The organism is Actinomadura latina NBRC 106108 (genome assembly GCF_001552195.1).
Lineage (GTDB): Bacteria > Actinomycetota > Actinomycetes > Streptosporangiales > Streptosporangiaceae > Spirillospora > Spirillospora latina.
This window is the reverse complement of sequence record NZ_BCQS01000050.1, coordinates 1-16314: the sequence shown is the minus strand read 5'-3', so window position 1 is coordinate 16314 and position 16314 is coordinate 1. Positions and strand designations below refer to the sequence as shown.

Annotated in this window: 3 protein-coding genes; all 3 read left to right on the top strand. The window is 69.9% G+C overall.

Annotation, left to right across the window (positions count from 1 at the left end):
* Positions 1 to 15: 15 nt before the first annotated feature.
* On the top strand, positions 16 to 7770 hold the full coding sequence (locus AL2_RS35430; protein ID WP_067641625.1) for a type I polyketide synthase: 7755 nt from the start codon (positions 16 to 18) through the stop codon (positions 7768 to 7770).
* A 262-nt stretch (positions 7771 to 8032) separates the two neighbouring features.
* On the top strand, positions 8033 to 14275 hold the full coding sequence (locus AL2_RS35425; protein ID WP_067641623.1) for a non-ribosomal peptide synthetase: 6243 nt from the start codon (positions 8033 to 8035) through the stop codon (positions 14273 to 14275).
* Between the two features lie 8 nt (positions 14276 to 14283).
* Positions 14284 to 16314, top strand: a 2031-nt coding sequence (locus AL2_RS35420) for a condensation domain-containing protein (RefSeq protein ID WP_305790682.1), incomplete at its 3' end; no start/stop codon positions are given.

Below are 16314 nucleotides of genomic sequence, written 5' to 3'. Positions count from 1 at the left end.
GCGGGCGGTAGCCGGGTGGATCTGCCGACGTATGCCTTCCAACGTGAGCGCTATTGGATGACGCCTTCGCTGGCGTCGGGTGATGTCGGGGCCGCAGGGCTGTCCACGGTGGAGCACCCTCTACTGGGTGCGGTGGTGGTGTCGCCGGGGTCGGCGGGGGTGGTGTTGACGGGGTTGGTGTCGCGGTCGGCTCAGCCGTGGCTGGCTGACCATTCGGTGTTGGGGCGGGTGCTCATGCCGGCGTCGGGGTGGGTGGAGTTGGCGGTGCGGGCCGGGGATGAGGTCGGCTGCCCGGTGGTGCGGGAGCTGGCGGTCACGGCCCCGCTGGTCGTGCCTGAACGCGGCGGGCTGCAGGTGCATGTGGTGGTGGCCGAGCCCGATGAGGCCGGGGCGCGCACTGTGGAGATCCACTCCCGCCCCCAAACCGACAACGCGAGCGAGCTGGCGTGGACGCTGCATGCTCAAGGTGTGCTGGTCCCCCAGGCGGCCGCCATCTCGTCCGAGATGCCCGGGATGTGGCCACCTGCGGATGCGCAATCAGTGGATGTGGACGCGGCGTACGAGGTGTTGGCCGGTCGGGGCTATGGGTATGGGCGGGTGTTTCGGGGTGTGCGCGGGGTGTGGCGGCGCGGCCGGGAGGTGTTCGCCGAGGTGAGCGTCCCGGCCGGGATGGACGTGAAGGGGTTCGGTATCCATCCCGCATTGCTGGACGCGGTGGTGCATGCCCCGCTCCTCGCGGAGATCGGTGCCGGGGCCGGCGGTGATGAGGTTCAGGTCCCGTTCTTGTGGGAGGGGATGTCGCTGCATGCCGTGGGCGCGTCCACGGTCCGGGTGCGGATCAGTCCGGCAGGCGATGACGCGGTCGCGGTGCAGGTGACTGATGAGACCGGCGCTTTGGTGTTGACGGTCGATTCACTGGTGACACGTCCGGTGTCGAAGCAGGTGTTGACCGCAGCGACCTCGGATGCGGTGCCGGATGGTTTGTACGAGGTCCGCTGGTCTCCGGCGTCTGTGGATGCGCGGGCTGCCGTGCCGTGGGTCCGGTGGGAGGAGGTGCACGCGGAGTCTGTTCCGCCGGTGGTGGTGTGGGAGTGGGTGCCGCAGCCGGAGGCTGAGGTGGTGGGCGCGGCGCATGCTGCCGCCCATCAGGTGTTGGAGGTGTTGCAGGAGTGGCTGTCCTCGCCGCGGTTCGCGGGGTCGAGGTTGGTGGTGGTGACCAGGGGTGCTGTGGGCCTGCCTGATGAGCAGGTGGGGGATGTCGCGGGTTCGGTGGTGTGGGGTCTGGTGCGGTCGGCGCAGGCGGAGAACCCGGGCCGGATCATGCTGGTGGACACCGACAGCGCCCTCGCCGATGAAGTTGTCATGGACGAACCGCAGTTGGTCGTGCGCGGTGGGGTCGCGCATACGGCGCGGTTGGCCCAGGCGGTGTCTTCTGGCGATGAGCGGGCTGCGGGCCTTGACGGCGGTGCGGTGATCGTGACCGGCGGTACTGGTGGTGTGGGTGGTGTGCTGGCGCGGCGGTTGGTGGAGGCGCACGGTGTGGGGTGTGTGGTGCTGGCCAGCCGGCGCGGCCCGGCCGCCGACGGGGCCGCAGAGCTGGTCGCGGAGTTGGAGGCGGCAGGTGCGGTGGTGCGGGTGGTGGCGTGTGATGTCTCCGATCGTTCTGCGGTCGCTGACCTGGTGGCCTCGGTCCCAACGGAATTTGAGCTTCGCGGTGTGGTGCATGCGGCGGGTGTCCTGGACGACGGGGTGATCGGTTCACTGACCCCCGATCGGATGGATCGGGTCCTGGCCGCCAAAGCCGACGCGGCCTGGTTCCTGCACGAGGCAACCGCCGAACAGGAACTGACGCTGTTCGCGGTGGTGTCGTCGTTGTCGGGTGTCCTGGGAGCACCGGGCCAGGGCAACTACGCCGCGGCCAACACCTTCCTGGACGCTTTGGCGGCCCACCGGCGCAGCCTGGGGCTCGCGGGGCAGTCGGTGTCGTGGGGCCTGTGGGCTGAGTCCGGTGGCATGGGTGCTGACGGAATTGCGAAGAATCGTGCCGAGGGTGTGCTGGCGCTCACCACTGGCCATGCCGTGGAACTGTTCGACGCCGCGCTCTCCGCCCCGGCCCGGCATCTGGTCGCGGTGCGCTGGGATATGGCGGCGCTGCGGCGTCAGGCAGGAGCGGGAGAGTTGGCGCCGTTGCTGGCGGAACTGGTGCCGGCGGTGCGCCGGACGGCGGCGGCCGGTGAATCGGTGTCGCAACTGGTGTCCCGGCTGCGTGGTGTCGATCAGGTTCAGCGTCGGCGACTGCTGACCGAACTTGTGTCCTCACTTGTTGCGGCAGTGCTTGGCCACGAGCGCGCCGATGCGGTTGGGGCTGAGGTGCCATTCAAGGACTTGGGTCTGGATTCGCTGGGCGGTGTCCAGGTGCGCAACCGCCTCCAAGCCGCAACCGATCTGTCCCTTCCGGCGTCATTGGTGTTCGACTATCCGACCCCGGCCGCGCTGGCCGAGCATCTCCTCGAACAGTTGCTGCCCGGCGATATAGAGCCGGTGATCGTGGCACGGCCGGTGACCAAGGCGGTGGACGACGATCCTGTTGTGGTGGTGGGGATGGGGTGTCGTTATCCGGGGGGTGTGACGTCGCCGGAGGGTTTGTGGGCCTTGGTGTGTGGGGGTGGTGAGGGTATCGGTTCGTTCCCGTCGGATCGGGGTTGGGATGTGGAGTCGGTGTTCGATCCGGACCCGGATGCGCAGGGGAAGTCGTATGTGTGTCGTGGCGGTTTTTTGGATGATGTGGCGGGTTTTGATGCGGGGTTTTTTGGGGTGTCGCCGCGGGAGGCGGTGGCGATGGATCCGCAGCAGCGTTTGTTGTTGGAGGTGTCGTGGGAGGCGATTGAGCGGGCCGGGATTGATCCGGTGGGTTTGCGTGGTTCGCGGACTGGGGTGTTCGCGGGGGTGATGAGTCACGATTATGCGTGGCTGGGGGATGGGGCGGAGGGGTTCAGTACTGGGGTGATGGGGTCGGTGGTGTCGGGTCGGGTGTCGTATGTGCTGGGTTTGGAGGGTCCGGCGGTGTCGGTGGATACGGCGTGTTCGTCGTCGTTGGTGGCGTTGCATTTGGCGGCGCAGGCTCTTCGTGGTGGGGAGTGTGATCTGGCGCTTGCGGGTGGTGTGACGGTGATGGCGACGCCGGAGACGTTTGTGGAGTTTTCGCGGCAGCGGGGGTTGGCGGTGGATGGGCGGTGTAAGGCGTTTGCGGAGTCGGCGGATGGGACTGGTTGGGGTGAGGGTGTGGGTGTGCTGGTGTTGGAGCGGCTTTCGGATGCGCGGCGGGCGGGTCGTCGGGTGTTGGCGGTGGTGGCGGGGTCGGCGGTCAATCAGGACGGCGCTTCTAATGGGTTGACGGCGCCGAATGGCCCGTCGCAGCAGCGGGTGATCCGCGCGGCGCTGGACGCCGCCGGCCTGACTGCGGGTGATGTGGATGTGGTGGAGGCTCACGGGACCGGGACGGTGCTGGGGGATCCGATCGAGGCGCAAGCTCTACTGGCGACCTATGGGCGGGACCGTTCAGTGGGTGGTGAGCCGTTGTGGTTGGGGTCGTTGAAGTCCAACGTCGGCCACACCCAGGCGGCTGCGGGTGTGGGCGGTGTGATCAAGATGGTGCAGGCGCTGCGCCACGGCGTGCTGCCCAAGACCCTGCACGTGGACGCCCCGTCCTCGCACGTCGATTGGACCGCCGGACAGGTCGCTCTGCTGCGCGAGACCCGCGACTGGCCGGATGTGCCACGGCCCAGACGCGCCGGGGTGTCCTCGTTCGGGCTGTCGGGCACCAACGCCCACGTCATCATCGAGCAGGCCCCGCCAGAGGACACCACACAGACATCAACACCTTCTCCCAGCCCGGACATCGAAGAGGTCGAGCCGCCTCCCGGCCTCGGCGTGTGGGTGTTGTCGGGCAGGTCGCGGGAGGCGCTGGCGGGCCAAGCCGGAGCGCTCGCGGAGTGGCTGGCCGAGGACGGCGCCAATGCGCAGATGACTGACGTCGGCTTGTCCCTGTCGCGACGCTCCCTCTTCGAGCACCGGGCAGTGCTGTTCGGCGCGGACAGAGGCGAGTTGGCGGCGGGATTGGACGACCTCGCCGCCGGCCGGGAGAGCCCGCGTGTGGTGACCGGCTCCGTCCGCGCCACCGGCCCTGCTGGTGGTGTGGTGTTCGTGTTCCCCGGTCAGGGGTCGCAGTGGCTGGGGATGGGACGCGAACTGCTGGAGTCCTCACCGGTGTTCGCAGCCGAGATGGGCCGGTGCGCGGAAGCGTTCGCCGAGTTCGTCGACTGGTCGCTCCTGGACGTGGTGCGCGGCGAGCCGGGAACACCGGATGTTGACCGGGTGGACGTCATCCAGCCGATGTTGTTCGCGATCATGGTTTCGCTGGCGGCGTTGTGGCGGTCGGCCGGGGTGGTGCCGGACGCGGTCATCGGGCACTCGCAAGGGGAGATCGCGGCCGCCTACGTCGCCGGAGCCCTGACTATCCAGGATGCGGCGCGGGTCGTCCTGCTGCGGTCGATGGCCCTGACCGAGGTGGCGGGCACCGGCACGATGGCGTCGGTCATGGCCCCGGTAGAGGTGGTCCGTGCGCGGCTGCTGGACGGGAAGACCCTGGCGGTCGCGGCGGTGAACAACCCGTCGACGACGGTCGTGTCCGGGTCGTACGAGGATGTGGAGGAGTTCCTGACCGGTTGCGAAGCGGCCGAGATCAGGTTCCGGCGGATCGCGGTCGACTATGCCTCTCATTCGCCGCAGATGGAGGTACTGCGCGAGCGGCTGGAAGCTTCGCTGGCGGACGTCGCGCCGCGTCCGTCCAAGATTCCGTTCTATTCCACGGTGACCGGCGCGATCCTGGACACGGCCCAGTTGACAGCGCCTTACTGGTTCGAGAACCTGCGCGAGACTGTCTGCTTCGAGCAGGCCACGCGTGCGGCGCTGAACGATGGGCACGGCTTCTTCGTCGAGGTCAGCGCTCATCCGGTACTGGCCGTGGGCCTGGAGGAGACCTGCGAGACGGCCGGGACCGCGACCATCGTCGGCACGCTGCGCCGCGCTGAAGGGGGCCTGGACAGATTCCTGCGCTCCGTGGCCGAACTCCAGGTCTCGGGCGGACGGGTGGAGTGGACGGAGGCCGGTTCCGCAGGCCGCTGGATCGACCTGCCGACCTATCAGTTCCAGCGCAAGCCGTACTGGATCACGCCGTCGGCGCCGGCGGGTGACGTGGGGGCCGCCGGACTGTCCGAGGCGGGTCACCCAATGCTGGGCGCGGTAGCGGAACTGCCGGCGCTGGACGGGGTGCTGCTGACCGGCCGGGAGTCGGTGCGGACGCATTCGTGGCTGGCCGATCACGCCGTCCTCGGGCATGTGATCGTGCCGGGCGCGGGGTTCGTCGAGCTGGCCATGTACGCCGGAGACCAGGTGGGCTGTTCCGTCGTACGGGAACTGACGTTGCAACAGCCGCTGGTGATGCCGCCGAGCGGCGGCGTGCAGTTGAACGTCACCGTCGCCGGGCCGGATCCGTCGGGTGATCGCTTGGCATCGTTCCATTCCCGCCGGATGGACGACCCCGACGGGTCGTGGACGCTCCATGCGCAAGCGGTGATGACGGCGCAGGAGGCCGATTCGACGCCCTCGTTCGGCCTGAAGAAGTGGCCACCAGTAGGTGCACGGGCAGTGGACGTGGACGCGGCGTATGAGCTCCTGGCTGAGCGTGGCTATGGGTATGGGCGGGCGTTTAGGGGTGTGCGTGCGGTGTGGCGGCGTCGCGATGAAGTGTTCGCCGAGGTGAGTGTCCCGGCCGGGGTGGATGTGGAGGGGTTCGGTATCCATCCGGCGTTGCTGGATGCGGTGGTGCATGCCCCGCTTCTCGCGGAGATCGGTGCCGGGGCCGGCGGTGAGGAGGTTCAGGTCCCGTTCTTGTGGGCGGGTGTGTCGCTGCATGCGGTGGGCGCGTCCTCGGTCCGGGTGCGGATCAGGCCTACTGGGGATGACGCGGTGTCGATCCAGGTGGCTGACGAGACTGGTGCTTTGGTGCTGACGGTCGATTCGCTGGTGACGAGGCCGGTGTCGAGGCAGGCGCTGGCCACCGCGGCGGCGAGTGCGGTGCCGGATGGCTTGTTCCAGGTCGGCTGGTCCCCGGTGTCGAAGGAGACCGGGGAGGCGGTGCACTGGGCTCGTTGGGAGGACGTGGACACGGAGTCTGTTCCGGCGGTGGTGGTGTGGGAGTGGACGCCCCGGCCGGAGGCTGAGGTGGTGGAGGCGGTGCACGCCGCCACGCATCAGGCGTTGGAGGTGCTCCATTCATGGCTGGCCTCGCCATGCTTCGCCGGGTCGAGGTTGGTGGTGGTGACCAGGGGCGCGGTCGCCCGGCTCGATGAGCAGGTGGTGGATGTGGCGGGTGCGGCGGTGTGGGGTTTGGTGCGGTCGGCGCAGGCGGAGAACCCGGGCCGGATCATGCTGGTCGACACCGACACCGACCTCGCCGCGAGCCTGGACGTCGCGGACATGGGTGAGCCGCAGCTGGTGATGCGCGGCGGGGTGGCGCATGCTGCGCGGCTGACGCGTGCGGCGGCTACCGGCGAGGAGCGGGCTGCGGGCCTTGACGGCGGTGCGGTGATCGTGACCGGCGGTACTGGTGGTGTGGGTGGTGTGCTGGCGCGGCGGCTGGTGGAGGCGCACGGTGTGGGGTGTGTGGTGCTGGCCAGCCGGCGCGGCCCGGCCGCCGACGGCGCCCAAGCGCTCGTGGCGGGCTTGGAGGAAGCGGGCGCGGTGGTGCGGGTGGTGGCCTGTGACGTCTCCGATCGTTCCGCGGTCGCCGACCTGGTGGCTTCGGTCCCGCAAGAGTTCGAGCTCCGCGGCGTCGTCCACGCGGCGGGTGTCCTGGACGACGGAGTGATCGGTTCACTGACCCCGGAACGGATGGATCGGGTCCTGGCCGCCAAAGCCGACGCGGCCTGGTTCCTGCACGAGGCAACCGCCGAACAGGAACTGACACTGTTCGCGGTGGTGTCGTCGTTGTCAGGTGTCCTGGGAGCGCCGGGCCAGGGCAACTACGCCGCGGCCAACACCTTCCTGGACGCCTTGGCGGCCCACCGGCGCAGCCTAGGGCTCGCGGGGCAGTCGGTGTCGTGGGGCCTGTGGGCGCTCGACAGCGGCATGACCAGTCGCCTGGGTACAGACGGGGTCGCCCAGAAGCGCGCCGAAGGCGTCCTGGCGCTCAGTACCGAGCATGCCTTGGAACTGTTCGACGCCGCGATCTCGGCCCCAGCGGAGCATCTCGTGGCGGTCCGATGGGACATGGCGGCGTTGCGGCGTCAGGCCGGAGCCGCAGAGCTGGCGCCGCTGCTCGCTGACCTGGTGCCGGCGGCGCGCCGGACCGCCTCGGCCGGTGAGTCGGTGTCGCAGCTGGTGTCCCGGCTGCGTGCCGCCGACCAGGCGGAGCGGCGTCGGCTGCTGGTGGAGCTGGTGTCCGCGCACGTCGCCGCGGTACTCGGGCATGAGCGCGCCGACGCGGTGGACGCGGGCGTGCCCGTCCAGAATCTGGGGCTGGACTCGCTGGGCGGCATCCAGGTGCGCAACCGCCTCCAGGCCGCGACCGGCCTGGCGCTGCCCGCGATGCTCGTCTACAGTAACCCGACGTCCGAGGCCCTTGCCGAGCACATTCATGAGCGATTGTCATCGGCGTTCCCGAAAGATAGTGAACCGGCCGAGCATGGATCCTCATCCGTGTTGACTTGATGAATTCTGCGTATATAGGCCCTGTGCGGCTCAGGGCCGGGTGCGGAAGATCCGCACCCGACCCGTCGACCGGCGGTGTGCGGATCTGATATGTCGCCGACGCCGTAAACCATCCGGCTCTCCGCATGGTCGAGCCTGTCGTTGACCAGGTTGATCGACGTCCGCGGCCGCCAGTAAATTACGCACGCGACGGTGAATGCTGAATGCTGAGCGCCGTGCGACCGCCGAGAGGTTAATGATGTCTCCTTCGCGTTCTTTCGCCATGTCGTCGGCGCAGAAGGAGTTGTGGCTGGCGCAGCGTTTGACGCCGGACATCCCCAATAACCCGTGCCTGGCGGTCGACGTGCAGGGCGACCTGGACGTCGCGACGCTCGACACGGCGTTTCGCGCGCTGCTGGACGAGGCCGAAGTTCTCCGGGTCAATTTCCGGGAGTACGAGGACGGACTCCGCCAGGTCGTCGTCGACGTCGGCGAATGGGCTCCGTTCCACCACGATGTCAGCGCCGAACCCGACCCGGACGCGGCGGCGCGGGCGATCGTCGAATCCGTCGCGGTGCGCTGCTTCGACCTGCACAGCGACATCCTGTTCCGGGCCGGGACGATCCGGCTCTCGAACTCCCGGCTCCTCGTGTTCATGGGCTTCCACCACCTGGTGACCGACGGTTTCGGCATGGCCATGCTCGTCGCGCGCGTCGCCGAGTTGTACGCGGCGGCACGGACGGGACGGCCGGCGCCGGACCCGGCGTTCGGCGGCGCCGGCCTCATCGCCGACGAGGACGCCCGGTACCGGGCATCCGAGCGGTTCGCGGCGGACCAGGAGTTCTGGCGGGAGTACCTCGCCGACATCCCGGACCCGGTGCGGCTGCCCGGTGAGCGGAGTTCGCGGAAACCGGACCTGGTGCGCCGCAGCGCCGTCATCTCCCGGGCCGAGCTGACCGAGTGGGAGGAGGTCGCCGAGTCCGTCGGGATGTCGGTGAACGGCCTGCTCTCGGGCGCGGTCGCGGTGTTCTTCAACCGGATGTGCGGGCTGCGGGAATTCGTTTTCTGCCTCGCCGGTGCGAACCGTTCCGGTGCGACCGCCCTTTCCCCCGGCCTGGTGTCCGGTGTCGTGCCGCTGCGGGTCACGGTGCCGGTGGAGGCGAGCTTCGTCGACGTGGCCGGGGATGTGGCGAGCCAGTCGCGGACGGTCGCCATGCACGGGCTGTGCCAGAGCTCCGACATTCGCAATGCCATTGGCATGTCGAACGCCGGAAACGGCATTTTCGGTCCTATCCTGAACCTCATTCCGTGGGTCGAAGCGCTGGACTTCGGTGACTGCCGCGGATTCATCACCGACATCCGGTTCGGCGCCGTCCAGGACTTGACGATCACCGTGCTGGGGGACGCGCGCCCCGGCCATGGAATGTCGATCTACGCCGACGGGAACGCCACCCTGTACGGCGAATCCGACATGGGTCTCTTCCTCGATCAGCTGCTCAACATCGTGCGTTCGGTCGTCGACGATCCGTATGTCCCGGTGAGCCTGGTCGAGATGATGGACGCCGCCGAATCCCGGCGGGTGCTGGTGGACTGGAACGCCACGGCGCGCGAGCCGGCGCGGGCGACGATCGTGGAGTCGTTCGCGTCGCATGCGCGGCGGCTGCCGCAGGCGCCCGCGGTCGTGAGCGGGGACGTGACCCTGACGTTCGCGGAGCTGGACGCCTGGTCGGACCGGCTGGCGGAGCGGCTGGCGCGCCGCGGCGCGGGCCCGGAGTCCGTGGTGGCGCTCGCGTTCCCGCGCTCGCCCGAGTTCCTCGCGGCGGTGCTCGCGGTCCTGAAAGTGGGCGCCGCGTACCTGCCGGTCGACGTGAACTATCCGGCGGACCGGATCGCGTTCATGTTCGCCGACACGAAACCGATGCTGGTGCTCGCGGCGGAGGAGTCGGCGGGCGTGGTGCCGCGCGCCGGCGTCGACGTGCTGACCTTCGCCGACATCGACGCCGAAACCGCCCCCGGCCCCGGCTCCGGCCCCGGCCTCGCGGGCGGGGGGCCGAAGCCGTCCGGACCGTGCTCGCCGGCGAGCCTGGCGTTCGTCATGTACACGTCCGGGTCCACGGGCGGGCCGAAGGGCCTGATGATCACCCACGAGGACGTGGTGGCGCTGGCGACGGACCGGCGGTTCGCCGGCCTGGAACGGGTGCTGCTGCATTCGTCGCTGTCGTTCGACGCGTCCACCTGGGAGATGTGGGTGCCGCTGCTGACCGGCGGCTGCGTGGTGGTGGCGCCGCCGGGGAACGTCGACGCGGTGGCGCTGCGGGACCTGGTGGCCGCCCACCGGCTGTCGGGCGCGTGCGTGCCGACCGGTCTGTTCGCGGCCGTCGTCGAGCAGGACCCGGCATGCCTGGCCGGGCTGTCCCAGCTGTGGACGGGCGGTGAGGTACTGCCGGTCACGACCGTGGAGCAGATGCGGGAGCACTGCCCGGACACGCTCGTCGTCAACGGCTACGGCCCGTCCGAGATCACGACCTACTGCCTCGCGCACGCGGTGCCGCCGGACGAGGACGTGTCCGCGGGCGTGCCGATCGGCGTGCCGCTGGACAACATGCGGATGTACGTGCTGGGCGCCGGGCTGGTGCCCGTCCCGCCCGGTGTGGTCGGCGAGCTGTACATCGCCGGTGACGGCATGGCCCGGGGATATCTCGGCCGGCCCGGCCTGACCGCGTCCCGCTTCGTGGCCGACCCGTTCGGCCCGCCCGGCGGGCGCCTCTACCGGTCCGGCGACCTCGTCCGCTGGAACCGGTCCGGTGAGCTGCTGTTCGCCGGCCGCGTCGACGACCAGGTGAAGATCCGCGGGTTCCGGATCGAGCCGGGTGAGGTGGACACGGTCCTCGCCGCGCACCCGCGGGTGACCCGGTCCGCGGTGATCGTGCGGGAGAGCGGAGGCGACCGCGCCACCGGCGAGGTCACCAAGCAGCTGATCGCGTATGTGGTCGTTGACGGGGTCGTTGATGGGGTTGTGGACGCTGATGCGGTTGCGGCGGAGTTGCGGGGGTTTGTGGCGGGTCGGTTGCCGGAGTTCATGGTTCCGGCGGCGTTTGTGGTGGTGGGTGGGTTGCCGTTGACGGCGAACGGCAAGGTGGATCGGGGGGCGTTGCCGGATCCGGTGTTCGCGGGGGGTGGGGTGTATCGGGCTCCTGGGTCGGTGGAGGAGGAGGTGTTGGCGGGGATTTTCGCTGAGGTGCTGGAGGTGGAGCGGGTCGGTGTTGATGATGACTTTTTTGTTCTGGGTGGGCATTCGTTGCGGGCGACGCGGTTGATCGGTCGGGTGCGGCGTGCGTTCGGGGTGGAGGTGCCGATCCGGGCGGTGTTCGATCATCCGACGGTGGCGCGGTTGGCGGCGCATGTGGGGGTTGGGGCGGGGTCGGGTGTGCGGGTGCGTCCGCGGGTGGAGCGGGTGGAGCGTCCGGGCCGGTTGCCGTTGTCGTTCGCGCAGAGCCGGTTGTGGTTCCTGTACCGGTTCGAGGGCCCGTCGGTCACCTACAACCTGCCCGTGGTTCTCCAACTGCACGGAACGGTGGACCTGGACGTCCTGACCGCCGCGTTGCGGGACGTGGTGCTGCGGCATGAGAGCCTGCGCACGGTCATCGCCGATGGGGACGACGAGGGCGAGGAAGGCGACGCCTACCAGCGGATCCTGCCGCCGGACGAGGTCGCCATCGACGTCCCGGCCCGCACGGTCGGCCCGGACGGCATGAACGCCGCCGTCGCCGAGGAACTGGCGTACCGCTTCGACCTCCGCGCCGAGATCCCGGTGCGGGCCCGCGTCCTGCAGGACGGGCCGGACGAGAACGTCCTCGTCCTGCTGATGCATCACATCGCCGGCGACGGTGCCTCGATGGCGCCGCTGACCCGGGACCTGGTGGCGGCCTACGCGGCCCGCGCGGAGGGACGCGAGCCGGACTGGCCCCCGCTCCCGGTGCAGTACGCGGACTACACGCTGTGGCAGCGGCGACTGCTGGGTGAGGTGTCGGATCCCGGCAGCCTGGCCTCCACGCAGCTGGAGCATTGGCGCCGGGAACTGGAGGGCGTTCCCCAGCCGCTCGCGCTGCCCACCGACCGGCCGCGTCCCGCGCGGCCCAGCTACCGCGGCGGCACCGTCGAGTTCGCGATCGGCGCGGAACTCGCCGGCGGGGTGGCGGAGCTGGCGCGCGAACGCGGCGCGACGGCGCCGATCGTGCTGCAGTCGGCGCTGGCGGTCCTGCTGTCGCGGCTGGGCGCCGGCGACGATGTGGCGATCGGGTCGCCGATCGCCGGCCGCACCGATCAGGACCTCGACGACCTGGTCGGGTTCTTCGTCAACGACTGGGTGCTGCGCGCGGACCTGTCCGGGCACAAGTCGTTCGAGCAGGTCGTGGACGCCGTCCGGGACAAGGCACTGGCGGCGTACGGGAACCAGGACCTGCCGTTCGAGCGGCTGGTGGAACTGCTGAATCCCGAGCGTTCCACCGCGTACCACCCGCTGTTCCAGGTCATGTTCGTCTGGCACAAGGACATCTGGCCGGAGCTGTCGGCGCCGGGTCTGACCTTCGAGCCGCACATGAACATGGCGGAGGGCAACCAGGTCGCCAAGTTCGACCTCACCGTGACGCTGACCGAGGCCGGCGGTGAGAGCGGCGCGATCCGCGGATACCTGGAATACGCGGTGGACCTCTTCGACCGGTGCACGGCCGAGCGGTTCGCGGCCCGGTTCGTCCGGGTGCTGGAGCAGGCCCTCGCCGCACCCGGGGCCGCGGTCACCGCGATCGAGGTGCTCGACCCGGCCGAACGGCGGCAGGTGCTGGTGGAGTGGAACGCCACCGCACACGGGGCCGTGCCGCGCACCGTCCCCGAAGTGTTCGCGGAACAGGCGGCCCGGACGCCCGAGGCCGCCGCGGTGGTCTGCGCGGACACGACGCTGACGTACGCGGAGCTCGACGCCCGCTCCGGCCGGCTCGCGGCGCGGCTCGCCGGGTGGGGCGCGGGGCCGGAAACGCTGGTGGCACTGGCCGTGCCGCGCTCGGCGGACATGGTCGTGGCCGTGCTGGCGGTGCTGAAGGCCGGGGCCGGATACCTGCCCCTGGAGGTCGACCACCCGCGCGAGCGGATCGAGTTCGTGCTCGCCGACGCCGGACCCGTCCTGGTGCTGGCGGCGGCCGAGTCGGTGCCGGCGCTCCCGGCGACCGGCGTCCCGGTGCGGACGATCGAGGACGCCGAGACGGCGACCGTGGCGGACACCGGTCCGGCCGGACCGTGCTCGCCGTCCGGGCTGGCGTACGTCATGTACACGTCCGGGTCGACGGGCGTGCCCAAGGGGGTGGCGGTCACCCACGCGGACGTCGTCGCACTCGCCGCGGACCGGCAGTTCGCGGGCTTGGAGCGCGTGCTGGTGCACTCGTCGCAGGCGTTCGACGCCATCACGTTCGAGATGTGGGTGCCGCTGCTGACGGGCGGATGCGCGGTCGTGGCCCCGCCCGGGGACATGGACGCGGTGGTCCTCCGCGAGCTGGTGGCGGCGCACGGGCTGACCGCCGCGTGGCTGCCGGTCGGTCTGTTCGCCGCCGTCGTCGAGCAGGACCCGGCGTGCCTCGCGGGCCTGCCCCGGCTGTGGGCGGGCGGGGACGCGCTGCCCCCGGCCACGCTGCGGGAACTGTGGCGGCACTGCCCCGGCATCCAGGTGGTCAACGGCTACGGCCCCACCGAGACCACGACCTTCGCCGTGACGCACGCGTTCTCGCGGGACGAGGACCTGTCCGCGGGCGTGCCGATCGGTGTGCCGCTGGACGGCATGCGCGCGTACGTGCTCGACGGCGCCCTCACCCCGGTCGCGCCGGGTGTGGTCGGCGAGCTGTACCTCGCCGGCGCCGGCATGGCGCGCGGCTACCTGGACCGGCCCGGCCTCACCGCCTCGCGGTTCGTGGCCGACCCGTTCGACGCGACCGGCGCACGGCTGTACCGCACCGGTGACCTGGTGCGCTGGACGCGGTCGGGCCGGCTCGTCTATGTCGGCCGCAACGACTCCCAGGTGAAGGTCCGGGGATTCCGGGTCGAGCCCGGCGAGATCGAAGCGGTGCTGACCGAGCATCCCGCCGTCGCCCAGGCGGTCGTCCTCGCCCGCGAGACCGGCACCGCGGACGGGTCCAGGCAGCTGATCGCGTATGTGGTCGTTGACGGGGTCGTTGATGGGGTTGTGGACGCTGATGCGGTTGCGGCGGAGTTGCGGGGGTTTGTGGCGGGTCGGTTGCCGGAGTTCATGGTTCCGGCGGCGTTTGTGGTGGTGGGTGGGTTGCCGTTGACGGCGAACGGCAAGGTGGATCGGTCGGCGTTGCCGGATCCGGTGTTTGCGGGTGGTGGGGTTTATCGGGCTCCTGGGTCGGTGGAGGAGGAGGTGTTGGCGGGGATTTTCGCTGAGGTGCTGGAGGTGGAGCGGGTCGGTGTTGATGATGACTTTTTGTTCTGGGTGGGCATTCGTTGCGGGCGACGCGGTTGATCGGTCGGGTGCGGCGTGCGTTCGGGGTGGAGGTGCCGATCCGGGCGGTGTTCGATCATCCGACGGTGGCGCGGTTGGCGGCGCATGTGGGGGTTGGTGCGGGGTCGGGTGTGCGGGTGCGTCCGCGGGTGGAGCGGGTGGAGCGTCCGGGCCGGTTGCCGTTGTCGTTCGCGCAGAGCCGGTTGTGGTTCCTGTACCGGTTCGAGGGCCCGTCGGTCACCTACAACCTGCCCGTGGTGCTGCGGCTGCGGGGAGAACTCGACGCGAAGGTGCTGGCCGCGGCTTTCCGGGACGTGGTGCTGCGGCACGAGAGCCTGCGCACGGTCATCGGCGAGGACGAGCAAGGTCTCGCATTCCAGCGGATCCTGCCGCCGGACGAGATCGCGGTCGACGTGCCGCTCCGTGTCGTCGAGGCCGAGCGGGTGGCGGACGCGGTCGCGGAGGCGGCCGGGCACCGGTTCGAACTGGAAGCGGAGATCCCGATCAGGGTCGGCCTGCTCGCCTGCGGGCCCGATGAGCACGTCTTGGTCATCCTGCTGCATCACATCGCCGGCGACGGCGCGTCCATAACGCCGCTGGCGCGGGACCTGTCGACGGCCTACGCGGCGCGGGCCGAGGGACGCGAACCGGAATGGGCCCCGCTGCCCGTGCAGTACGCGGACTACACCCTGTGGCAGCGCGAGTTGCTGGGCGACGTGTCGGATCCAGGCAGCCTCGTGTCCACGCAGCTGAAGTACTGGCGCCGGGAACTGGAGGGCGCGCCGCAGCCGCTCGCCCTGCCCACCGACCGCCCGCGTCCGGCGCGGCCCGGCTACCGGGGCGACACCGTCGAATTCTTGATCACGGCCGAGCTGGTCGCCGGGGTCGAGGCGTTGGCGCGCAGGCATGGTGCGACGGTGCCGATGGTGTTGCAGGCGGCGTATGCGGTGATGCTGTCGCGGCTGGGCGCCGGTTCGGACGTCACGATGGGATCGCCGATCGCGAACCGCACCGACGAGGACCTGAACGACCTGATCGGATACTTCGCCAACAACTGGGTGCTGCGGGTGGACTTGTCGGGTGACAGGTCGTTCGCGCAGGTGGTGGATCAGGTGCGGGACAAGGCGCTGGCGGCCTATGACAACCAGGACGTGCCGTTCGAGCGGCTGGTGGAATTGCTGAATCCGGAGCGTTCGACGTCCTACCACCCGCTGTTCCAGGTCGCATTCGTCTGGAACAAGGACGTCCTTCCTCCGGTCAGTTCATCGGATCTGCAGGTGGCGCTCGAACCGACTCCCAACGAAACGGCGAAGTTCGACCTCACCCTGCGGATCATCGAAGCCGACGCCGAGAGTGGCCAAGCGCTCCACGGCAGCATGGAATACGCGATCGATCTGTTCGACCGGGGTTCGGTCGAGGGGTTGGCGGGGCGGTTCGTCCGGGTGCTGGAGCAGGTGGTCGCGAATTCGGCCGTGCCGGTGAAGGCAGTGGAGGTCTTGGCGACGGCTGAGCGGCCGCTGGTGGTGGATGTGTGGAACGACACGACGGTTGAGATCCCTGGGCAGTCGTTGTTGTTGCCGGAGGTGTTCGAGGCCTGGGCGGCGGTGTCGCCGGGTGCGGTGGCGGTGGTGGCGGGGTCGGAGTCGTTGACGTATGCGGAGTTGGATGCGCGGGCGAATGCGTTGGCGTTTGAGTTGATCGGGTGTGGTGTTGGTCCGGATGTGGTGGTGGGGGTGGCGACGGGCCGGTCGGTTGGTCTGGTGGTGGGGCTGTTGGCGGTGTCGAAGGCGGGTGGGGCGTATTTGCCGATCGATCCGCAGTATCCGGGGCCGCGTATGGAGTATGTGCTGCGTGATGCGTGTCCGCTGGTGCTGGTGACGGATCGGGAGACTGATCGGGTGCTGCCGGCGGTGGACGTTCCGCGCGTGTTCCTGGAGGACGACCGGCCTGCGGTGGACGGCGCACCGACTAACGCGGACCGGACGGAGCCGTTGTTGCCGCAGCATTTGGCGTATGTCATTTACACGTCGGGTTCGACGGGTGAGCCGAAGGGTGTGGGG